28 protein-coding genes, 1 tRNA gene and 1 pseudogene are annotated in these 21833 nt (G+C 46.8%); 23 read left to right on the plus strand and 7 right to left on the minus strand.

All coding sequences use genetic code 11. The features are described 5' to 3' along the window. The first annotated feature begins 3 nt into the window (after positions 1-3). From PMG71_RS16730 to PMG71_RS16760, 7 genes are all read left to right on the plus strand, one after another. A complete protein-coding gene (locus PMG71_RS16730) occupies positions 4-432 on the plus strand; it encodes a hypothetical protein (RefSeq protein ID WP_283754847.1) in 429 nt (142 codons plus the stop codon). Between the two features lie 184 nt (positions 433-616). Then, the gene (locus PMG71_RS16735) at positions 617-1915 is read left to right on the plus strand and encodes a C39 family peptidase (protein ID WP_283754848.1); all 1299 of its coding nucleotides are present in this window, start codon (positions 617-619) and stop codon (positions 1913-1915) included. A 451-nt stretch (positions 1916-2366) separates the two neighbouring features. Further along, a complete protein-coding gene (locus PMG71_RS16740) occupies positions 2367-2900 on the plus strand; it encodes a hypothetical protein (RefSeq protein ID WP_283754849.1) in 534 nt (177 codons plus the stop codon). Between the two features lie 206 nt (positions 2901-3106). Continuing rightward, on the plus strand, positions 3107-3889 hold the full coding sequence (locus PMG71_RS16745) for an RNA polymerase sigma factor (RefSeq protein WP_283754850.1): 783 nt from the start codon (positions 3107-3109) through the stop codon (positions 3887-3889). After that, complete coding sequence (locus PMG71_RS16750) at positions 3856-4569, plus strand: tetratricopeptide repeat protein (protein ID WP_283754851.1); 714 nt, start codon at positions 3856-3858, stop codon at positions 4567-4569. Before PMG71_RS16745 ends, PMG71_RS16750 begins: the two co-directional genes overlap by 34 nt. A 147-nt stretch (positions 4570-4716) precedes the next feature. After that, a complete protein-coding gene (locus tag PMG71_RS16755) occupies positions 4717-5268 on the plus strand; it encodes a hypothetical protein (RefSeq protein WP_283754852.1) in 552 nt (183 codons plus the stop codon). 264 nt (positions 5269-5532) lie between these two features. After that, positions 5533-6576, plus strand: a complete 1044-nt coding sequence (locus tag PMG71_RS16760; RefSeq protein ID WP_283754853.1) for a hypothetical protein — start codon at positions 5533-5535, stop codon at positions 6574-6576. A gap of 108 nt (positions 6577-6684) precedes the next feature. On the opposite strand, the gene PMG71_RS16765 is transcribed toward PMG71_RS16760, so the two are convergent. Then, positions 6685-7011 carry a contact-dependent growth inhibition system immunity protein gene (locus PMG71_RS16765; protein WP_283754854.1) on the minus strand — a complete coding sequence of 109 codons (327 nt, stop codon included), beginning with the start codon at positions 7009-7011 and terminating at the stop codon, positions 6685-6687. Beyond that, positions 7008-7217 carry an RNase A-like domain-containing protein gene (locus tag PMG71_RS16770; protein ID WP_283754855.1) on the minus strand — a complete coding sequence of 70 codons (210 nt, stop codon included), beginning with the start codon at positions 7215-7217 and terminating at the stop codon, positions 7008-7010. Before PMG71_RS16770 ends, PMG71_RS16765 begins: the two co-directional genes overlap by 4 nt. A gap of 21 nt (positions 7218-7238) precedes the next feature. Here PMG71_RS16770 and PMG71_RS16775 point away from each other — a divergent pair, with 21 nt between their 5' ends. The 3 genes from PMG71_RS16775 to PMG71_RS16785 all read left to right on the plus strand — a co-directional run bounded on the left by PMG71_RS16775 (position 7239) and on the right by PMG71_RS16785 (position 7984). Further along, the gene (locus PMG71_RS16775) at positions 7239-7385 is read left to right on the plus strand and encodes a hypothetical protein (RefSeq protein ID WP_283754856.1); all 147 of its coding nucleotides are present in this window, start codon (positions 7239-7241) and stop codon (positions 7383-7385) included. Between the two features lie 5 nt (positions 7386-7390). Then, on the plus strand, positions 7391-7558 hold the full coding sequence (locus tag PMG71_RS16780) for a hypothetical protein (protein WP_283754857.1): 168 nt from the start codon (positions 7391-7393) through the stop codon (positions 7556-7558). A 222-nt stretch (positions 7559-7780) separates the two neighbouring features. Next, on the plus strand, positions 7781-7984 hold the full coding sequence (locus PMG71_RS16785) for a hypothetical protein (RefSeq protein ID WP_283754858.1): 204 nt from the start codon (positions 7781-7783) through the stop codon (positions 7982-7984). A gap of 129 nt (positions 7985-8113) precedes the next feature. Here the strand turns inward: PMG71_RS16785 and PMG71_RS16790 are convergent, their stop codons facing one another. After that, positions 8114-8284: a hypothetical protein gene (locus tag PMG71_RS16790; protein WP_283754859.1), complete on the minus strand. Its 171-nt coding sequence runs from the start codon at positions 8282-8284 to the stop codon at positions 8114-8116. A gap of 35 nt (positions 8285-8319) precedes the next feature. Here PMG71_RS16790 and PMG71_RS16795 point away from each other — a divergent pair, with 35 nt between their 5' ends. From PMG71_RS16795 to PMG71_RS16830, 8 genes are all read left to right on the plus strand, one after another. Next, complete coding sequence (locus PMG71_RS16795) at positions 8320-10293, plus strand: PatA/PatG family cyanobactin maturation protease (protein ID WP_283754860.1); 1974 nt, start codon at positions 8320-8322, stop codon at positions 10291-10293. Between the two features lie 234 nt (positions 10294-10527). Continuing rightward, positions 10528-10680 (plus strand): hypothetical protein, encoded by a 153-nt coding sequence (locus PMG71_RS16800; RefSeq protein ID WP_283754861.1) that lies wholly within the window; start codon positions 10528-10530, stop codon positions 10678-10680. Positions 10681-10822: 142 nt separating this feature from the next. Continuing rightward, entirely contained in the window at positions 10823-10975 is a 153-nt protein-coding gene (locus tag PMG71_RS16805) for a hypothetical protein (protein ID WP_283754862.1), read from the plus strand. A gap of 122 nt (positions 10976-11097) precedes the next feature. Then, on the plus strand, positions 11098-11274 hold the full coding sequence (locus tag PMG71_RS16810; RefSeq protein ID WP_283754863.1) for a hypothetical protein: 177 nt from the start codon (positions 11098-11100) through the stop codon (positions 11272-11274). Between the two features lie 117 nt (positions 11275-11391). Next, positions 11392-12249: a class I SAM-dependent methyltransferase gene (locus PMG71_RS16815; protein WP_283754864.1), complete on the plus strand. Its 858-nt coding sequence runs from the start codon at positions 11392-11394 to the stop codon at positions 12247-12249. Between the two features lie 361 nt (positions 12250-12610). Beyond that, entirely contained in the window at positions 12611-13762 is a 1152-nt protein-coding gene (locus tag PMG71_RS16820; RefSeq protein WP_283754865.1) for a patatin-like phospholipase family protein, read from the plus strand. Between the two features lie 16 nt (positions 13763-13778). Next, entirely contained in the window at positions 13779-14672 is an 894-nt protein-coding gene (gene truB, locus PMG71_RS16825; RefSeq protein ID WP_283754866.1) for a tRNA pseudouridine(55) synthase TruB, read from the plus strand. Further along, the gene (locus tag PMG71_RS16830) at positions 14673-15476 is read left to right on the plus strand and encodes an SAM hydrolase/SAM-dependent halogenase family protein (RefSeq protein WP_283754867.1); all 804 of its coding nucleotides are present in this window, start codon (positions 14673-14675) and stop codon (positions 15474-15476) included. Positions 15477-15498: 22 nt separating this feature from the next. Here PMG71_RS16830 and PMG71_RS16835 read toward each other — a convergent pair. Next, positions 15499-15572, minus strand: a tRNA-Arg gene (locus PMG71_RS16835). A 39-nt stretch (positions 15573-15611) separates the two neighbouring features. Between PMG71_RS16835 and moaC the strand changes: the two genes are divergently transcribed. Next, positions 15612-16115 carry a cyclic pyranopterin monophosphate synthase MoaC gene (moaC, locus tag PMG71_RS16840; RefSeq protein ID WP_283754868.1) on the plus strand — a complete coding sequence of 168 codons (504 nt, stop codon included), beginning with the start codon at positions 15612-15614 and terminating at the stop codon, positions 16113-16115. A gap of 37 nt (positions 16116-16152) precedes the next feature. On the opposite strand, the gene gmk is transcribed toward moaC, so the two are convergent. Both gmk and remA read right to left on the minus strand, forming a co-directional pair. Continuing rightward, positions 16153-16743, minus strand: coding sequence for a guanylate kinase (gene gmk / locus PMG71_RS16845; protein WP_283754869.1), 591 nt, complete (start codon positions 16741-16743; stop codon positions 16153-16155). A 35-nt stretch (positions 16744-16778) separates the two neighbouring features. After that, a complete protein-coding gene (remA, locus tag PMG71_RS16850; RefSeq protein ID WP_283754870.1) occupies positions 16779-17036 on the minus strand; it encodes an extracellular matrix/biofilm regulator RemA in 258 nt (85 codons plus the stop codon). Between the two features lie 118 nt (positions 17037-17154). On the opposite strand from remA, the gene PMG71_RS16855 reads away from it, so the two are divergent. Then, complete coding sequence (locus PMG71_RS16855; protein WP_283754871.1) at positions 17155-17409, plus strand: 2TM domain-containing protein; 255 nt, start codon at positions 17155-17157, stop codon at positions 17407-17409. Between the two features lie 106 nt (positions 17410-17515). Here PMG71_RS16855 and PMG71_RS16860 read toward each other — a convergent pair whose 3' ends face one another. Continuing rightward, positions 17516-17872: a phage holin family protein gene (locus tag PMG71_RS16860; protein ID WP_283754872.1), complete on the minus strand. Its 357-nt coding sequence runs from the start codon at positions 17870-17872 to the stop codon at positions 17516-17518. A gap of 153 nt (positions 17873-18025) precedes the next feature. On the opposite strand from PMG71_RS16860, the gene PMG71_RS16865 reads away from it, so the two are divergent. From PMG71_RS16865 to PMG71_RS23995, 3 genes and pseudogenes are all read left to right on the plus strand, one after another. After that, complete coding sequence (locus PMG71_RS16865; protein WP_283754873.1) at positions 18026-20959, plus strand: HEAT repeat domain-containing protein; 2934 nt, start codon at positions 18026-18028, stop codon at positions 20957-20959. Positions 20960-21052: 93 nt separating this feature from the next. Beyond that, positions 21053-21572 (plus strand): annotated as a pseudogene (locus PMG71_RS24200) (NACHT C-terminal alpha/beta 1 domain-containing protein). A 113-nt stretch (positions 21573-21685) separates the two neighbouring features. Further along, positions 21686-21833, plus strand: a 148-nt coding sequence (locus PMG71_RS23995) for a nucleotidyltransferase domain-containing protein (protein ID WP_347179318.1), incomplete at its 3' end; no start/stop codon positions are given.

The raw sequence follows: 21833 nt of genomic DNA on the forward strand, positions 1-21833 counted from the left end.
AAAATGTCCTTACCGAATCCATCCCATCCGCCAGCTAGACTGTTGCGGACAGACTTGGAAAAAATAGACAAAATTAAACCCACTACAGAACCCGATCCAGCCAAAAACAGTCGCACTCAAAATATCGTCGGCAAACCCATCTGGTATATCATACTATCCATTTATGCCCTCCTGTTGACCTTTACTGGATTTGTCACCTTTTTTCATAATAACGGTTTCGCCTCTCGCAAGGAGCATATTGCACAGTTAGATCTGATCGCTACGCCTGAAGAATTAGAGATCTATACTCAGATGATCGAGTCAGAAATTCAAAATATAGAAGCCATCAATACTATGGCCAATCAAGCCTTTAATGTTGTCCTCGGCTCGTTACTAGGATTTTTATCAGCCACCTTAACCACCTTAGATGATACCGATGAAAGTGATTTTTGATTAATATTATATTGATTTAAATTAAGTTATCGTAGGGGCGGATTATACCCAAATTTTGTAGACTGAAAACTATTTTTTAAGCCCGCCCTTTAGGTTTGCTATATATAACAGTAAAAACCTGATAAATTCAGAAAAAGGGTAGTATTTGCGTCTCCTTAATAGCGTTTACAACCCAATTAAGCTCATGAAATACATGAAGGCTAAGGCAAACACGAAACTGAAGAAATTGCCTCTAGAAGCCGCTCAACTGAAACCCGAACAAATCGTGGATGTTCCAGCCGGAAAAAGTTATGGCTTTGAAGCCCTAGAAGCGGCCGATAATGGCCATATAAAAGTCACCTTAGCCGCCAATTCCGGCACATTTTATGTTTTTGCCCAGCATTGGGACGGTTTAAGCTTAGATCCAGAACTCACCCTAATTACCCAAGAGCAAGCAGAGCAATTATTTGGCAATCCCATCTATCCAGAAGAACTCAAAGATCTCAACCATTGCTTGCATGTTTATCAAATCAATACCAAAGATAGATTATTTCACTTCCTCAGCCAAATTGCCCATGAGTCCGGTGGCTTGAAGTATCTCAAAGAACTTGGTGATGGCTCATATTTAGAAGGAAGAGATGATTTAGGAAATATTAACCCAGGGGATGGGCCAAAATATAAAGGTGCTGGGGCAATCCAATTAACAGGACGCAGCAACTATCAAGCCTTTTGTAACTTCAGGGGCGATGCAAAAATCATGGAAGGCTGTGATTATGTTGCCAAAAATTATCCCTTTACCAGTGCCGGTTTTTGGTGGCAAAATAACCGCATGAATGAATTGTGCGATCGCGGCGCAACCGTTGAAGAAATCACCAAAGCCGTAAATGGTGGCTATAATGGCTTGGAAGACCGCAAACATTACTACCAAAAAGCCAAAAGTATTCTCTCTCAACGGAGTTTCAAGAAAATTTTGCTTGATGTTCCCTGGTTCCCCCAAACCGATAACTATATAGATCCCACGGGAACCTGTAATGCCTCTTCCTGTGCCATGTGTTTAGAGTATTTCCGCCCAGGAACTTTACCCGGAAAACAGGGAGATGATGCCTACCTAAAAGTCGTTTGTCAATATGGAGATAGCATCGATCATACCGTTCAAGGACAAGCCTTATCCCATTTCGGCCTGAACAGCAGTTGGCATATCAATCTCGATTTTGAGGATGTCTATCGAGAACTCGAAGCAGGTCGTCCAGTGGTCATTGGTATTTTGCATAGAGGCACAACTGAAAATCCTTCTGGATCTGGACATATTATTGTTGTGCGCGGACGCACTGAAAACGGTGATTTTATTGTCAATGATCCCTATGGTTCTATACATGATAATTACACCGGCCCGGTTGAAAATGGTCATCGCGTTATTTACACTCAATATGAAATGAAATGTCGGTGGACTAATGATGGGCCGGGAACCGGTTGGGGGCGATTCTTTCAACCCTGTCGTGACTAAAATAGGGCATTAAGGTAGGGTGGGTTAGGCGGCTAAAACCTAGGCTCTGACAGCAATCTCTCAATCCGCCGTAACCCACCATTTTAGGGTTGTCAAGGCACTACTGTCGTGACTAAAATAGGGCATTAAGGTAGGGTGGGTTAGGCGGCTAAAACCTAGGCTCTGACAGCAATCTCTCAATCCGCCGTAACCCACCATTTTAGCGCGGTCATGGGACTACTGGATTGTTTCAGCTAAAATAGGGCAATAGGTCTCCCAGAGTGCGTTAGAAAAAACAACAGCGAGCAAGATGCTCGCACTACATCGATTGTTATCAACATTTGCCCTCATCCCCCTACCCCCTTCTCCCACGGGAGAAGGGGAAAGAGGGCATCACAAAACATTTCACAAACTCACCCCCACAAACGTCTTATAAATAGGACACCCTAACATACTCATAAACATCCCAACCATGAAAAACCGTCATCTCGCCCTTGCAAGTGCCCTGGCAGTCCTCAGTGCCGTAGCCCTCTCACCCAAAGCCCAAGCCCAAAACAGCACAACTGTCAACTTCAATGGCACTGTGAGCAGCACCTGCACGTTTAGTAACGTTCAGAATGGTACATTGGTGCAGCCGAGTCCCACGGCTGAATATCTGATGGCTGAAAGTTTTTTAAACAATACTGGTACGTCAGGGTCTCTAGAGGTAAACTGTACAGCCTCTAGCTCTCTTTCTATTAGTGCCCCAGTGAAAATTCAGGCTCCGGCTGGGTTCAACCCCGATATTGTTCAAGCAGTTTTACTCCACCCAATCCTGATTGCGACAACAAATGGTAATGGTCAGTTTAGCAACAGTTTTCCGTGGAATTTCCCTACATCACCAATACCTTCTCTTAATAACAGTCCTTATGAGGTCAGTATGGTTGTGGGCAAAAATGCCAATACCAATGGCTTGCCTTCTGGGACTTACGAGTATCAAGTCACGGTGACAGCGACTCCTAACTAGCCTCTCTTGTAGGGGCGAAAAATTTTTCGCCCCTACAATTTATGTCTCACTGTTAAGCGAATCGACTTAACTACAAAAATTCAGAAATCGAACTTGGGAATCGTCTTAAGATTAGAGAAGCGAAAGCCAGATACTTTAGTTATCCGGACTCGATCTCAAAACTGTATCTACCATCAATACTCCGCAAACAATTTGGGTTAATATTGATGCAGCACCGAGAAATCACGTCACAAAAAAAATCTGTTTCTAAAAATAAAAACCTCACTCCTTTAGAAGAGGTAAACCTATTAAAGTGTCTCTATGAAGGAGATCTGAATGCCTTTTGGCCGCTCTGGCAAAATCATCAGGACTATCTTCATGTGCTTTGTCTGCGTTGGCTGAATAATGATGCTCATGAAGCCGAAGATGCCCTCAGTTTGGCTATGCTCAAAGCCAGAAAAAAGTTACCCGATTATGCCCATGAAATTACCCATCTCCGGGCTTGGTTAACTCGCTTAACCCATAATCTGTGCATGGACAAGTATCGACAAGATCGACGCAGAGCCGTGGGTGTGGAGAATATTGACGAGATTGCCCCTACTTCTCTGGACTCTCTTCTGATCAGTTATACTTGCCCGGAATCTACCCTACTTTCTGAAGAGTTATCCCAGTCCATTTTTCGCGTTATTAATCTGCTTCCCGATCGACTGCGGCAGCCGTTTATATTGCGTTACTATCACCATGTTTCTTGTGCGGATATTGCCCAACAATTGGCCATCTCTGAGGACAATGTATACAAGCGAATTCAGGAGGCAAAATATCGGCTAAAAAAACATTTAAGGCGTTATTTATCAGGGCAAGATGATACGGTTTTCCATGGCCAGACTGCGGTCAATCTAAGGAGTTTATCGGATGCGCTCAGTGCCAAAACTCTCCCCTATGTCAATCCAGTTATTAGTTATCATCTTACTGCCACATGCCTCGTCAAATCATCTCATCTATTGCCGTGATTTCTCAGCCTTCGGGGATGGAGACTCCGGTTTGTTTGGTTTTGGAGAAAAAGCCGACCCGAATTAAGCAGAAACTGAAGACATTATATCAGTATATTGAGAATTATCCATCGGGATGGAAAAAGCGCTTACAATTGGCGAATTTGCTCTATAAAACGGGAGATTGGCAACCGGCAATTGAGCAATATCGACAGGTGATTGAGCGACAGCCTCAAGTGCTGGAAGCCTACTTAAAGTTGGGGAAAATTTTGCAGTTGATGGCCCAACCGGTGGAGGCGGCGAGGGTGTACGAGCAGGCTTTGTCCCATGTTCTCTATGAACCAACCCAAGGGCATATTCGCGGATTAATTGCGGTGTGTAACTGGGATTTGGAGGCGGCGGTAGGCTTCTTCGAGTCAGCCGCTTCATTGGAGCCGGAAAACCCGTCTCACTGGCTGGCGCTGGGGCGGGCGCAGATGGCGAGAAACGATGCTGCGGCAGCTCTGGAAGTCTATGAGCGTATTTTGGCGAGGTATCCTGACGATATTGTAGCGGCAGGCGATCGTTTTGATGCGCTGATGGCTTTGGGGCATGTGGAGGAAGCACAGGAGCAGTTAAACCGACTGATGGAACTTGCCCCCAAGGACGTGCGGGTACAACAGCGACAGGAGAAACAGGTTGACAAAAGTTTCGATCCCTAGTAAGGAGTAAGCGAGCAAGATGCTCGCAATCCTCTAGTGAGTTTAACTCATAAATTTCAGAAGTGTCTTTTGGAAAACGTCTTAAAAGTAGAAAGGCGAAAACAATAGATAGTATTTCGCAAAAATAGAAAATAAAAGGAGAAATTAATGACAACTGTAAGAGTTGAATTACTTGATGTTTATTGTGCAGACACCGAAGATGTGACAGGTGCGGATGATTTTTATCTTGTCGGTGCGTTGGTAGGCGGTGGAGCTACCAAAGGAATTTTGACGCGCCCGGTCAAAATCAATGATAATCAACAGAAGTCCTTTTATCCAGAAGATTCTCTTTTATTTGAAGGTGTTCTCTACCCTGGGGAAAGTATTCAAGGTGGGCTAAAAGCTTATGATGAAGATGCAGGAAAAGATTGGTCTCGCCACGGTGAAACAGTACAAGAAATTACCGGTTATGTTTCTGATGCTTTAAGCTTGTTCGGATCAACAGGCGCAATTGCTGGAAAAATTCTTTCAGTAGCAACTACCGGTGTTGGCATTCTCGCGACTATGGATAAAGACGACTTGCTCGGTAGTGCCGAATTGGAAATTCCTGCTATCGGACCATCTTATGAAATTTTGGAGTGGAAAATGTTAGAAACAGGAACAATCGGTTATTCCACATGGGATTACACAGTTCGGCTTCAGATTAGTCGTCGTCATTAAAAATACCTGGTGGCAGAATAATCAAAGGCGATCGCCTCTCTCATATTAAAATGACCCTAACTACAAAAAATCAGAAATTGAGTCAGGGAATCGTTTTAAGAGTAGAGAAGCAAAAGTAACATCAAATTTGTTTAAACAGTTGTCATTGCGACCTCCGGGAAGCAATGACTACAACTAACAAGATGGAAGAGATTGCTTCACTCCACTGCGTTCCGTTCGCAATGACTTATCATAACTGACACACAATCAATTTGGAGAATAATCATGGCTAACAATCTTCTTATCGTTTTTGGTGGAACCACAGAAAATACCGTTGTTTTTCCGTCTAATGACTCTGGTCTTAAATCTTCCAGACTATTCACCAAGGACGAATTGGACTCCAACCATGTAGATGTTTTACAAATTAACTTGCTTACAATAAATCCCAGCGTAAGTTTTTTTGCAAACAAAGATAGTTCATTAGGAGACTTAAATGGAGCCTGGCTAACCGCAGAACCGAAAGGTATTTCGAGAGCTTTAAAATCTTCTTTGACAGGTAAATACTCTGATCCAAGCTTACAAAGCATAGCTAAATTTATCGAAAAGGCGAATTGGAGTCACGCTAATTATACTGAAAATTCAGATGCAAGGGGAATGACGGTCACCGTATTTAATCAGTTTTCCCGAAGTTCAAAAGACTTGATCGACAATTTCTTGAATAACTCAGGCAAAGATTATGATTCTGTATTAATGTTGGCTCATAGTCGAGGTTGTGGCTTGACTCTTCAATCCTTGTCCCAGAATGATGTGAATAGCACATCTGATATTAATGACATTCAATTGTCCAGTGATGTATTAACCGGTAAACTGAAGCGAGTTGTACTCTTAGATCCAGTATCTAAAAATGCAAATAATGCCAATGAAGTTATCCCACCAGCCAATGCACAAGTTGTGGCAAAACTGAGCCAAACAGACAAGGAAATTCATATTGTTTCTAAAGCAAAGTCAACCTCAAAGGTGGTTTCTACAGACTATGACAGTTATGTTGATGTTTTGGTGGGAGCAAAAGAGAGCAATGATCGACTTGATTTCAGTAATATTTATGTACATATTGCTGATATGGTTCATGAAGGAATGCTCTCGGAGGAATTACGCGGAAATTTCAAGAAATACCTGAACATTATCATGGATAAACCCTGGACTCAAACTTACTTTAACGATCAAGAAGTTTCTGCTGGTAATTTTCTTAAATTGTCTAAAGAAATTGAAGTAAAGGATCGACGAGACGCATTTAAGCGTTGCATTCAGAACAAAAATGGTCTGGCTTAAGAGAATCAAGACAAAAGGGGCGATCGATTCGCTCCTTTTTTTGTGTTATTATCTTTTTTATCTGGCGATCGCTCTACTCTCAATACCTTAGCGATCGCCTGAGTTGCTCTAAGCAGACAAAGCAAGCTTTGAAGCAATACCTTGTTTTAAGGAGATTTGCACCCAAAGCAACCAATCGGCATAGGAAATTCCATAAACGGTTGGGTCATAGTAACAACTGAATTCAAAGACCATCATTGCTTTTAATTGATTGTGTTCAAGGTTCTGAGTCAGTAAGTTTTCGATATCTTCAAGAGTTTGTTGTACTTGGGTTATGGGTTCATCTTGAAGATAGTTGTGGATCAGACCTAATGCATCAGGAGCCTCTAAATTCCAATCTTGGTGAAAATAACTGCTACAAAATTGAGCAAGTCCAGGAAAGTTTTCAGTATTCATGGTTCTGGGTAAGCGGTTAAAATATAGTATCCTAGCGACACAGTGGCATCTCGTTTCAAAATGATGCGTAAGTTTTGGGCGATCGCCGGATGAAGATTATTTTGAGCTAGACTAATACCGATCGCCTGGTTGACTCTATGATAGAGGGATATTTGCCTTGATTGAGGAAAAGTTAAACCTGGGTCAGGTAGTATTATACTACCCATTCAATGAAAGGCGATCGCCATATGTCCATTCCTTCAGAGATTACCGATCTGATTAATCGACTTAATGATGAAGTAATTCAAGTTTCAAGTGAAGATTTAGGAGATCTCTTGGGTCGAGTCTTAGAGGTTAAAATTAAAGTCGAACGTCTTGTAAGTCGATTGGAGTAAGGGTAATGAAAGCACTTCCTGATGAGCAAACCATGCTAGAGATTTTGGAACTGGCTAAGGATTTTGAAAATTCCGCACGAGAACTATCAGAGCAGTCAATGGCGATCGCTCTCAAGTATGAAAAAAAAGTTCGTGAGTCTCAAGAGACTCAATCTCAACAAGCAACGGTTTAGGGCTTGCTGTTGGGAGGGGGCAGAGGCGATCGCCCCCCCAACGCCACAAAGAAACCGGGTTTCTGCCCTAACTGGCAACGCTCAACCCCCATCTGGCTGGAGAAACCCGGTTTCTAGTCCTCTGGCGACAAAACTCTGTTTCGCTTCGCGATCGCTGGAAATTTTTGTTCTAATAGAATAGACTAAGAGTATAAAAGATAGTTCGATTTAAAGGCAACTCAAATGTCTCGTAGCGATTGTATATTATCCCTCAATCATGTACAAAATATGTCAATTGAGGAATTTTTGGATTTTCTTAGGAAGAAAAGCAAAGTATCCATACAATGGTCTGAACATGAAACTTTTGTATTGGAAATGAAAATGGAGTTAGAATCTTTACCTGTTTTTGAGGGGTGTGTTCCTTCCAATTGGAAAGAAGCAATTTGAAGCAGATGGCATTATTATTGTTGGCCCAGATTCAGTTTTAGCGGATAAATAAGACTTAGGAAGAGCTTAATAAGGCGATCGCCCCCCAACCCCACAAAGAAACCGGGTTTCTGCCCTAACTGGCGATGTTCAACCCCCATCTAGCTGGAGAAACCCGGTTTCTAGTCCTCCGGCGATCGAGTTCTTTTTTTCGTTTTTGGCTGCCGAATTCATCCACAAAAACCCATAACGGGAAAAATTCCAAATCACCTCAAACCCGACGTTAAAGAGGCAGAAGACAACCCCAAACGTTGAAGACAATCAGGGGAGCGATCGCACCATCAAGAGGTTCAACCATGGCAGCTACAGAGACAAACCTGACCGAAATTTCAGCATTACCTGGACTTCAACAAGTATGGTCTGAAACCCAAGGCAACCCTCAAATTTGTGTCGCCATTCTTGACGGCCCCGTAGACCTCTCTCATCCCTGCTTTGACGGTGCAAACCTAGAAACCAACACCCATGGAGAAACCGCCAGTACCGGCCTCATGTCCGGTCATGGAACCCATATTACCAGCCTGATCTTTGGTCAGCCCGGTAGCCCCATCTCCGGCATTGCTCCCGGTTGTCGCGGTCTCATTTTGCCCGTATTTTCTGATCGCCCCCCCCATTCCCTTTCCCAACTCGACTTAGCACGGCAAATCAATCAAGCCATTCAACAAGGCGCTCATGTGATTAACATTAGCGGCGGTCAACTGGCGCAAGCGAATGAGGCCGATCCTATGCTGGCAAAAGCCGTGCAATCTTGCCACGACAATGGCGTTCTGATTGTGGCGGCAGCAGGAAATGATGGATCGCCCTCTCTCCATGTTCCCGCCGCATTACCGGGAGTTCTGGCCGTGGGTGCAATGAATACCCAAGGCCTGCCCTTGGAGTTCAGCAATTGGGGAGAAACTCAGTCTACCCCAGGCATCCTGGCTCCTGGTGAAAACATCTTGGGGGCCCAACCGGGGGGAGGGACTGCAACCAAAAGCGGCACGAGCTTTGCCACTCCGATTGTATCTGGAGTGGTCGCCCTGCTCTTGAGCGTGCAGCTTCAACGGGGGCAAACCCCCAACCCCCAAGCTGTCCGCGATGCCCTTCTCCAGAGTGCTTTACCTTGCCCGTCAGAAGGGGTTTCTGATTGTCGTCGCTTCTTGGCTGGAAGTCTTGATATTGCCCAGGCTTATGCCCTAATTACCCAAGGAGGAACCCTCAAATTGTCTGAGGAAAATTTAGCACAACCCATGATTCAAGGAAGTGACGCGATGGAGCAAACTCTAGAGCCAGTCGCAGAAGTCACCCCCTCTCCATCCGTGCCAGAACAGATTCATCCTTTAGAACAGGCTGAACCTACCCTGACCGTAACCCCTAGACCCCTAGCTGCGCCGTCTGTCACCGCCAGCAGCCTAGCCCCTTCAGAGAGCTGTGGCTGTAGTGGTGGCGCAAAATCTCTGGTCTATGTCACGGGTACAGTCAGTTACGATTTTGGCACGGAGGCTCGTCGAGATAGCTTTAAGCAATTGATGAGCCCAGTAGAAGGGAATCCACCCTTCCCACCGAATCCATTTGTGGTAAGCCAGATGATTGACTACCTGGAAGAAAACCCCTATGAATCCAAATCTCTCATTTGGACATTAAACCTGGAACTGACCCCAATTTATGCGATCGAGCCGATAGGTGCATATGCAGATTTGGTTTATCAGCACCTGATTTCCGCTCTCAAGGGGCAGAGCAAGCCTGAAGACGATCGCGAATTTGTTGCTAGAATTTCGGTTCCAGGAGTCTTAACCGGCAAGACGGTGAGACTCTTCTCTGGGCAAGTCGTTCCGGTGATTGTGCCAGAAATTCGGGGCATGTATGAGTGGAATACCAACCAATTGGTGAACCTGGCAGTTCAAGCCGCAAGAAGCGGTGTAACTCAGTCCCAGGCTGCCCAACAGGAAGATGCAACACGAGCTTCTCTAAAAGAATTCCTCCAGCGCATGTACTACGAATTTCGGAATCTGGGTCAAACATCCCAGGAACGGGCACTGAATTTCGCGGCCACCAATGCATTCCAAGCAGCCCAAGCTTTAACTGAGGCGACTGGGAGAGGGATGCAACTTGATGCCATTGAAACGGAAAAAAGTCCTTTCTGTCGCATGGATTCAGATTGTTGGGATGTGAAACTGAAGTTTTTCGATCCAGAAAACGATCGCCGAGCGAAAAAGGTGTTTCGATTCACCGTGGATGTAAGCGATACCATGCCCGTCACCATTGGCGAGATGCGGAGTTGGTCGATTTCTTAACTGAGCCGAGCGATCGCTCATTTCCTTTGAGATGAAGAATTTGCCGAAACAATCGCAACCTGTAATTCGGAGTCTGAAGTTTTTCGATCTTGAACCTCAGTGGCAGGCGCAAACCCTATTTCCCTTGACTGTGGATGTCAGAGATATGAAACCTATCTCCATGATTTCCCTGCCGAGTTGGTCGATTTCTGACTCAAACCATCCGTCATTCACTCCCTAGTTTTTACTCAAAACATGAAGAATTTACCCAAGCAATCTCAACCCGTTGTTCGTAATCTGAATCTCCCTTCTTCTTTGTTGAATGATGGGGCGATCCACAGCTCTGATATTAGGCACTGTTATAAGCTACCCGGTTTAGCGAGAAGCATGTGTATGGCTGCCTATTAGGACTCTATTTCCCACTCACTTAAACAGGAGAAAGATCGATGAAAGTTCCGATGATTGCCGGTCACGTCCCGCGTTTCTCGCTAGAGGCGATCGGCAACAACCCAACTATCTGTAAACCATCAAGAAATTACGAGGAAAAATCATGAAAACTCCGAAACAAGTTGCTCCCGTTGAGCGCAGTCTGAATCCGGCTCCTATTTCTGGCCAAAATGGCGTTGAAGCGAGTGCTTGGTATGACATTCTCAAGACTGTTGCCCAGCAAGCTCTTCCCATTGCCCAACAGCTTTTAGGATAGGAAGTCTGTAATCTAGACCAGACCTTAACTCAACGGCTGTAAAACAATGCCTCGTTCTGTAGTTGTCGCTAACCACTGAACGAGGTCAAAACAAGGTAAAACATCCAGTATAACGAGGAAAAATGATGAACACTCCCAAGCAAGTTGCTCCAGTAGAACGCACCCTAAATGTCTCGGCTATTTCCGGACAAGCTGGCGTTGAAGCGAGCGGTATTTTTGACGACGTTCTCGGCGTTGCCAAGACCGTTGCTCCCATTGCTGCTAAGGCTGCTGTTCCCTTTCTGACCTCTCTGATCTAGCTTTGCAGCCTTCTTAGCCTGAATTGCTAATCAACGGTCATTCGATCGCTTGTACAGGGGTTGTTGACTCAATAACCCCTGTACCTTTCTCCCACAGCGCCATCACTTGCGAAACTTATGACTCTGACTTCTTTACCGGTTGAATCGATCGCCGATACAGCCTTCTTAACGGCTACCTATCGCGCTCTGGAAGGCGATCGGCCAGATGCCCTATTCCAAGACCCCTATGCCCAAATTTTAGCAGGCGATCGGGGTCAAAAACTCGTCGAGACCATGCCAGGGGGAGCCACAGGAGCATCAGGGTGTGCTGTTCGTACTGCCGTCATAGATGAGTTAATTCTGCGGACGATCCAAGAAGCCAAGATTGATACAGTCATCAGTCTGGGAGCAGGGCTAGATACGAGACCTTATCGACTGCCCTTACCGAGTTCTCTGCGTTGGAGCGAATGGGATTTCCCAGCCGTCCTAGACTACAAAGCGGAAAAACTCGCTGGTCTAACACCCAGGTGTGTTCTAGAATTCATGCCTCTGGATGTGACTGACAGGGCTACCCGGCAGATCGTCTTGCAAGCTATTGGCAAGGTAGCGAAACAAGCACTGATACTGACAGAAGGACTGCTGATTTATCTGACAACGGAGCAAGTGGCAGCACTGGCAACCGATCTCTATGCTCATGCTCCCTTTCAGTGGTGGCTCACCGATCTCGCTTCGCCCCATGCGTTGCACTATTTCCAGAACAGTATAAATAATACTGTTAATTCGAGCCAAGCGACGTTGCAATTTGCGCCGGAAGCAGGCAGGGAGTTCTTTGAGTCATACGGTTGGAGGGCTGTCGAATGGCGATCGCTTCTCGAAGAAGGACAGCGCTTGCAGCGAGAAATTTTGCCCCCATCGCTGCTGGTTCAATTCCAAACCCCAGAAGTCTGGGCAATTTGGCGAGAAATGTCCAGTTTTGTATTACTGCAACGCCACTGAATCTAAAACCAAGGTTAAATTTATCCCAGGAGTAAACCATGAAATCCCCCCATCAATCCCAACCCGTAAACCGGAGTGAAATCCTAGAACCTGACTTAATATTAGTGTCGGTTAAAGACAGTAAAGGTGAGCTGACACAGCAATATCGGTTCGTGCGTGGCTCTGACCCCAATTCAAACGACCCCGCGCAATTTATAGAACCCCTTGATTGTGGGTGTCAGATTTTTTCTGGTGTGTCCAGATCCATGTGCTGGGCTGCCTGTGGTTTGGTCTAAGCAATTTGTAGGGGCGAATTTTTTTTGTCCCTACAATCAGGTATCATGGTTCTGTTCATTCAGTATAATTTCTAAAAGCAACTCCTATGACTTTCAAAATCCTTAGTTTAGACGGCGGTGGCATCCGAGGAGTCTTATCTGCACGACTGCTGCAAGAGGTGGAAACCACTATCAGACAAACCTATAAACAAGAATTACATGAATATTTCGACTTAATCACTGGAACATCCACCGGTTCAATTATTACGGCTGCCATTGCCTGTCAGATGAAAGCTCAACAAATGATTGATGTTTACCTCAACGAGGGAGAAAATATCTTCCTAAACTCGGTTCGCCAACAACGGAAATGGCGTAAAGTCAGTGAGGCGATCGGAAGTCATGTGTTATATCCCCATGAAAAGGGAGAGCAGGGATTGACTAAAGTCTTGCAAAAAAACTTGATTCATCCCCAGTTAGGATCTCCCAAAATTAGCCAGATCGATAAACCCTATATTCTGATTCCGGCTTATGATGTGTATTCTCGCAATACGACCTGGTTTGCCAATAATCCGGTGGATGATGGGGCTTGGTATGACCATATCGAGTTGTGGAAAATTTGCACGGCTTCAGCCTCCGCTCCCACCTTTTTTCCGCCTTACGAACTGCCCTATAATGAGGAAGAAAAGTTGCCCCATATCGATGGGGGCGTTTCGGCTAATAATCCAGGTTTAATGGCGATCGCCCATGCTTTGTTGATCGAGAAAAAGAATAACTTAAAGTTAGGCGATATTGCGGTTCTCTCCATCGGTACGGGTGATACCACTCGTCCCTACAGCTATGAAAAGGTCAAAAACTGGGGATTGTTGGGCTGGGCTAACCATTTATCTGATATGTTCCTGAATCCTGGGGCGCAAAACTCAAAAGTAATCTGCGAACAAATTCTTGAGAGTGCAGGGGGAGATGTCCTTCGGTTAAATTTCGATCTTAATGATCGATTTGAAGGAGAAAAGCAACCGGGCCGTTTGCGTCCCCTACTTGATGAACCCTATAATGAATATATTTATAAAAACAAGAAGAAGTCCGAGAAAATCAGCGAAGATATTGACAATCCGGAAAATTGCCCGGCACTGATTGAGGCGGCTGAATGTTATCTGGACTGTGGTACAGTCTACTATGGTCAGCCAGGAGTTCCAGTTCGAGAAGCTATTCAGGAATTTATCAATTCCCATTCAGTATACGATCCCCCCAACAACAACTAAGATTCTAATTCCCTAAATGACGTTTGGATTTCTCAACCTCAATAAACCCCCCGGTTACACTTCCCATGATTGTGTGGCCCGGGTGCGTCGTTTGCTGCGGACTAAGCGGGTGGGCCATGGAGGAACCCTAGACCCGGCGGCGGTTGGAGTGTTGCCGATCGCCCTAGGAAAAGCCACTCGTCTGTTGCCGTTTTTACCGCAGACTAAGGCCTATCAGGCAACGATTCGGTTTGGGGTGCGGACAGAAACGGATGATTTAGAAGGAGAGGCGATCGAGCGTCAACCGGTTCCCGATCTAAGGTTAGAGTCGATTCAGTTGGTTTTAGGTCAGTTTCAAGGCAAGATTCAACAAATTCCCCCCATTTATAGCGCTATTCAAGTGGGGGGAAAGCGCTTGTATAAAATTGCTAGACAGGGGGATACGGTGCAAGTGCCCCCACGAACGGTGGAAGTATACGATCTCCAGATCTTAGATTGGCGGCCGGGAGATTTCCCGGAGCTGGATGTGGCCATTTCTTGCGGCCCAGGAACCTATATTCGGGCGATCGCCCGCGACTTAGGCGATCGCATCAACACCGGTGCAACCTTAGCTCACCTCACCCGCACCCAAAGCAGTGGATTTCAGTTAGACCAAAGTCTGACTTTAGAAGAACTAGAAACCCAAGTGGAGCAGCAAACCTTTACCCCCATTTCTCCCCATATTGCCTTAAGTCATCTGCCAGAGTGCATCCTTTCCAGCTCCCAAATTACCTCCTGGTTCCACGGTCAACAGTTATCCATCACTGGGGAACATCTATCCGGGGGAGCAGTGCGCGTCAGTTCCCCAACGGGCGAATTTCTGGGTATGGGAGAACTGGGGCAAACTGGTCTAGAGTGGGTGTTAGCACCAAAAATTGTATTTTCCGATTAAATGAATCAAGTAGATATACCCAGAATTCTGACCTTATTAACAGATTTTGGGCTTCAAGACCCTTATGTGGGGGTGATGAAAGGGGCGATCGCCCAAATTAATCCCCAGATTATCCCGATCGATCTCACCCACGATCTACCGGGACAAAATTTAGCAGCCGCTCGGTTTGCTCTGATGAATGCCTATCCCTATTTTCCCGATTATACGGTGCATATAGCTGTGGTCGATCCGGGAGTGGGAACCGATCGCCGGGCGATCGCTCTAGAACTTCCCCAAGGGTTTTTAGTCGGCCCCGATAATGGTATATTTAGCGGCATTCTGCACCAATATCCCCCGATCAAAGTTGTAGAATTAACCAATGCACAGTATTGGCGATCGCCCCATCCCAGCCCCACCTTTCACGGCCGGGATATTTTTGCACCTGCGGGCGCTCATTTAGCCAATGGAGTCGCGATCGAGCAGTTAGGCGATCCCCTCGATCCCGATACCTTGGTCGATCTTCCCATTCCCCCCTATACCCGAAACAAACAGTATATTCGAGGAATCATCCAATCCATTGACCATTTTGGTAACCTAGTCACTAATATTCCCGCAGAAGCCGTCAATAATGTCCCCTGGTCAGTGATGGTCAACGATGAAATCATTGTCGGCACTCAAACCTATAGCGATCTCCCCATCGGAGAGGCGATCGCCCTGGTCGGGAGTCATGGTTGGGTAGAAATTGCCGTTAATTGCGGTAATGCCGAAAAAGAATTAAAGCTCACTTGGGGCGATCGAGTTCAACTGCTGATCTACACCGAGTGAGCCAATGGGGGTTTAAGTTAGACGGGCTAGGAGGGATTCGAACCCCCGACACCGTGGTCCGTAGCCACGTGCTCTAGTCCACTGAGCTACAAGCCCTTAACTGTCTAGAAAACTAATATAGCACACTTATTGCTTATGACACAAGAAAATTGTTTTAATTCGGGATTAAGCCATGTGAATGAGTCCGGAGAAGTGCAGATGGTGGATGTTTCCGCAAAACAGCCAACGGTGCGGAAGGCGATCGCCGGTGGACAAGTGCGAATGCAACCCGCCACCTTAGAGGCGATTTTAGCCGGGAATGCTCCCAAAGGCGACATTATCGCCACGGCTAAACTAGCCGGAATTATGGCTGCTAAACAAACCGCTCAACTTATTCCCCTCTGTCATCCCCTACCCCTGCAAAAGATTGCCGTAGACATTCAACCCGATCGCCAATTACCCGGTTATCAAATTATAGCCACGGTCAAAACTACCGCCGAAACTGGGGTGGAAATGGAAGCATTAACGGCGGTTTCCATTGCTGCTCTGACGTTGTACGATATGGCCAAAGCTCTGGATAAGGCGATCGCGATCGAATCGATCCATTTAATCGAAAAAACCGGCGGTAAATCGGGTGATTATCGGGCTAATAACAATTAACAATTAACAATTAACAATGGCTCTAGTTTAATGTCAGTTAAGAGGGCAGACTTAATTCTGGTAGATTGGGAAATAAGACAGATTCAACTTCGGTTAAGGCTCGATCGAAGTCATCATTGATAATTTGTACATCAAACTCATGGGCGGCAGCAATTTCAATGATGGCGCGGTTGAGACGACGGGTAATAGCTTCTGGGGATTCGCTTTGGCGATCGCGTAATCTGCGTTCTAATTCGGACATTGATGGCGGTAAAATAAACAGCCTCATAGCTTGAGGAAAGGAGGCGCGAATCTGCCGAGCGCCTTCTAATTCAATTTCCAATAAGACTAAAGTTCCTTGTTGAACTTTATCCTCGACCGTTTGCCGAGGCGTGCCATAATAGTTACCAGCAAATTGGGCCCACTCCAACAGTTGCTCCCCAGCAATTAACTCTTGAAACTTTTCTGGAGTGACAAAAAAATAATCTTGACCGTCTATTTCTCCGGGCCGAGGGGAACGGGTGGTCATGGAAACCGACAAGTAAATATCTGGATGGCGATTGAGCAGCGATCGCACCAAAGTCCCCTTACCCACCCCACTCGGGCCCGTAATTACCACTAATTTTCCCGTCCCAGCCGCTTGTATCATTCCCAATCCATTACTGAGTGTTATCCTCTGCTTCCTCAAGGTTCCCGGTTACCCTTTTGGGTCATAAACCGGTGAGAAACCGTTTCTGGTTGAATCGCAGATAGCACAATATGTCCTGAATCCATAATTATCACAGCACGGGTACGTCTACCATAAGTTGCATCGATTAATTCTTGGCGATCGCGACATTCGGCGATCGTTCGTTTAATCGGCGCTGACTCTGGAGAGACGATCGCAACCACTCGATTGGCATTAATAATATTACCAAATCCAATATTGATCAGTTGAACCATAGGGGAATGGGGGAATGGGGGGATGGGGGGATGGGGAGCTTATTGATTAATGATTCGGTTTATTATACATTTATTTATAGCGCTACGCGCCGATCTAACTGCTCTATTTTTATCGCCTATGCCTCCCCGTTGGCCTCGAAAACCCGACCGTAGAGATCCAGACTATCGCCGCTTAGATGACCGGATGAACTTTGCTCTCCATGTAGCGATTTATCTGGCAATCAATTCTGGACTCTGGTTTGTGCATCAAATCAAGCCCGATACCCTTCTCTGGCTCACTTGGTTTAGTCTAGGCTGGTTGGGTCTCCTGGCGCTCCATGGGATCTTTATTTTTGCGATCGCCGACTACTCCCCCTCTTCAAGTCCCAAATAATTTGCCCTCATCCCCCTGCCCCCTTCTCCCGCAGGAGAAGGGGGAAAGTCCCTCTCCCGTGGGAGAAGGATATCGGGAGAGGGCAAACATCAATTCAACTTCAACCTTAATCGTTACTGATGTCATTCCCGGTAAACTGCCCAATTAACCAGGAAACCAGGGATAAAACAATTGACCCAAACAGGGCTGGGAAAAACCCGGATACGGTGAATCCAGGGGTAAAATAGCCTACCAAAGATAGGGAAATCGCGTTAACCACCAATAAGAACAAGCCTAAAGTGAGAATGGTTAACGGCAACGTGAGAAGGGTTAAAATGGGCTTGACAATGGCATTGACTAACCCCATGACAATTGCTCCCACGGCCGCGGCTTGCCAACTGGCGATCGCCAAACCAGGGACAATATAGGCAGTGATCGCCAGGGCGATCGCCGCTAAAGCCCAAGTGAGAAAAAAGTTAATCATGATCGCAAACGTCTAACCTTTGGACTTGCGTTCAATAATACCACCTCTGAAACCGTTGTCATTGCCATCTATCAAGCCAATCTGAATTGATACCAGAAACGCTATACTCATCGTTAAGGATAATTCTCTTCAAAGCTGGGGTGTGGTTCTCCCATGGTTAATCCGTATTTAATTCGTAATCCTTTGGGCTTGTCCCTACTGTATTGTTTGTGGCATCAGAAAGAACAGTCTTTACCAGAAACTCAAGCGGGGTTATACAAGAATTTTGTGGAGCAGGTGTATAAGTGGACATCGGAGATCGAGCTGGCTGAGGAAAAACGGCTGCAACTCCACCAAAAGCTGGGAGAATTGGCTTTACTGGGGATCGATAGCAAGGACAAGGAAGGCAATTTTTCCCAGTTCTGGTTGCGGGAAAGTGGGTTAAAGCAGGTTTTTGGGACTTTGGATAACGACTTATGTAAAGCCGCCTTGCAGTTAGGTTGGCTCAATCGGTTGGGGAAGGTGGAAAGTGAGACGGTTTACGGGTTTGATCATGCCACGTTTCAGGAATATTTTGCCGCTCTAGCAGTGGAAGATGGGGATTATTTTCTGCCCCGGAACCATGAGGATTTTCCGATTGCTGGGAAGGAGTATCGGATTTTTGCGCCGCAGTGGAAGCCGGTGATTTTATTCTGGTTGGGGCGCGAGGATGTGGAGGAAGAGAAGAAGGAAGCGTTTATTGGGCAGTTAGTTCATTTTAAGGATGGTTGTGAGGGCAATTTTTACGGCTATCGTGCTTTTTTCCTAGCTGCGGCTGGTATCAGAGAGTTTAAGGCTTGTTCTCGTGCTGATGAAATTGTGCAGCAGATTGTGAAGTGGGGGTTTGGGTATGTCAATGAAGAAAAACAGAAATGGGGAACCTTTATCGATCCGATTAAAGAAGGCGCAAGGGATACTCTACCGGAAACGGATCGACAACGGGCTATTGAGAGACTCTCTAGCCTACTGAACCATTCCCAATGCCCTAAATTTATCCGTTGGGATGTGGCTTATATTTTAGAGAAAATCGGACAAGGAAATCAAGAGGCGATCGCCGCCCTGGTGCAACTTCTGGAGCAGACTGAGGATGAATATACCTGTAGGCGGGCGGCTGAGACTTTAGGGAAAATCGGACAAGGAAATCCCCAGGCGATCGCCGCACTGGTGCAAGTTCTGGAGCAGAGTGAGAATGAAGATACCCGTTGGGAGGCAGCTTATAGTTTAGGGAAAATCGGACAAGGAAATCAAGAGGCGATCGCCGCTCTGGGGAAAGTTCTGGAGCAGACTGAGGATCAATATACCCGTTGGTGGGCGGCTGAGACTTTAGAGAAAATCGACCCCGGAAATGCCCAGACGATCGCCGCCCTGGGGAAAGTTCTGGAGCAGACTGAGGATGAAGATACCCGTAGGGAGGCGGCTGAGAGTTTAGAGAAAATCGACCCCGTAAATCCCCAGGTGATCCAGGTGATCGCCGCTCTGGTGCAACTTATCGAGCAGATTGAGGATTACTTTAACCCTTGGTGGGCGGCTGAGATTTTAGGGGAAATCGGACAAGGAAATCCCCAGGTGATCGCTGCTCTGGTGCAACTTCTGGAGCAGACTGAGGATGAAAATACCCGTTGGTGGGCGGCTGAGACTTTAGAGAAAATCGACCCCGGAAATGCCCAGACGATCGCCGCTCTGGGGAAAGTTCTGGAGCAGACTGAGTATAAAGATACCCGTAGGCGGGCGGCTGAGAGTTTAGGGAAAATCGACCCCGGAAATGCCCAGGCGATCGCCGCCCTAGTGCAACTTCTGGAGCAGACTGAGGATAAACATATCCGTAGGGAGGTGGCTGAGAGTTTAGAGAAAATCGGACAAGGAAATCCCCAGGCGATCGCCGCTCTGGTGCAACTTCTGGAGCAGACTGAGGATGAAGATACCCGTTGGCGGGCGGCTGAGAGTTTAGGGAAAATCGGACAAGGAAATCCCCAGGTGATCGCCGCTCTGGTGAAAATTCTGGAGCAGACTGAGGATGAACGTACCCGTAGGCAGGCGGCTGAGAGTTTAGGGAAAATCGGACAAGGAAATCCCCAGGTGATCGCCGCTCTGGTGCAAGTTCTGGTGCAGACTAAGGATGAACTTACCCGTAGGCAGGCGGCTGAGAGTTTAGAGAAAATCGACCCCGGAAATCAAGAGGCGATCGCCACTCTGGTGCAAATTGTGGAGCAGACTGAGCATGAATATACCCGTTGGCGGGCGGCTGAAAGTTTAGAGAAAATCGACCCCGGAAATCAAGAGGCGATCGCCACTCTGGTGCAAATTGTGGAGCAGACTGAGCATGAATATACCCGTAGGCAGGCGGCTGAGAGTTTAGGGAAAATCGACCCCGGAAATCAAGAGGCGATCGCCGCCCTGGTGCAAGTTCTGGAGCAGAGTGAGAATGAAATTACCCGTTTCTCGGCGGCTGAGAGTTTAAGGAAAATCGACCCCGGCAATCCCCACACGATCGCCGCCCTGGTGCAAATTCTGGAGCAGATTGAGGATGAAGATATCCGTTGGCAGGCGGCTGAGAGTTTAGGGGAAATCGGACAAGGAAATCAAGAGGCGATCACCGCCCTGGTGCAACTTCTGGAGCAGACTGAGGATCAATATACCCGTTGGCGGGTGGCTGAGAGTTTAGGGAAAATCGGACAAGGAAATCAAGAGGCGATCGCTGCTCTGGTGCAACTTCTAGAGCCGCGTGAGGATGAATATACCCGTTGGTGGGCGGCTGAGAGTTTAGGGAAAATCGACCCCGGAAATCAAGAGGCGATCGCCGCTCTGGGGAAAGTTCTGGAGCAGAGTAAGGATGAAGACACCCGTTGGTGGGTGGCTGAGAGTTTAGGGAAAATTGGACAAGGAAATCAAGAGGCGATCGCCCCTCTGGTGAAAATTCTGGTGCAGACTGAGGATAAAAATACCCGTAGGCTGGCGGCTGAGAGTTTAGGGAAAATCGACGCTGGAAATGCCCAGGCGATCGCCGCTCTGGTGCAACTTCTGGAGCAGACTGAGTATGAAGATACCCGTAGGGATGCGGCTAAGACTTGAGGCAAAATCATCACCACTGAGGAACAGCAAAAAAGCGTTGTTTCTGCTCTCCAACCTCACCTCAATCCTGAAACCTACAAAAACAACTTTGACCTGTTTCAATACTGCTACAAACTTCTCTGGAAGATTGCCCAAACTCTCTCCTATCCTGACTTCTACCAAGCTTGGCACGGTTCGCTCCCCTCTGCCGTCAACCTCGCCGAATTTCCCCAACTCCTACGCGCTGCTCTCCCGGAACCCCACCCCTGGCAACTGCTGATTATCGATGGCAGTACATTTATCGATCGCGATAATCCAGCAAACCCTGTGTATGATCAAATGCTCGAACAAGGCTGTCCCACAAGCCAAAGCGGTCAGCCAGATGACATGGAGGACTTACAATCCTACTGGAAAAGCCTATGCGACACCAGCAACCCTCCCCTGGCTCTGATCTTCTACGAAAACCCCCAACCCCCAGCCCCCCAAGGCTTCAGCGACACTTTCCTGGAGGCTCTCACCCGCTTCCTTCTTTCAAGTCTGCGTGGTTACCGAGCCACACTATCCGCGCTTGCCCACCTTCTCCCCGAAACATCCGCGCTTGATTGAGCGGATTTTGGCGTTCTTAGAGCGCTAGGTGGGGATTAGAAACCGGGTTTCTGCCAAGGTTCTCGACTCTATCCCAAGTTCTCGTAGAAACCCGGTTTCTTTGTGAATTATAATTAAGTTCAATCTCAAGGGAAGAGGTTAATGAGTGCAAAAATATGCGATCGCCTGCTTGATGAGCGCCTAGGAATTACGCGAGAACAACTGGCTGATTTTTGCCAGCAGTCGGGTATCGTGGAAGTCTCTGTATTTGGCTCGATTCTCCGAGAAGATTTTAACCCAGATAGCGATA

Origin of the sequence: Roseofilum acuticapitatum BLCC-M154 (assembly GCF_030068475.1) — a bacterium.
Lineage (GTDB): Bacteria > Cyanobacteriota > Cyanobacteriia > Cyanobacteriales > Desertifilaceae > Roseofilum > Roseofilum acuticapitatum.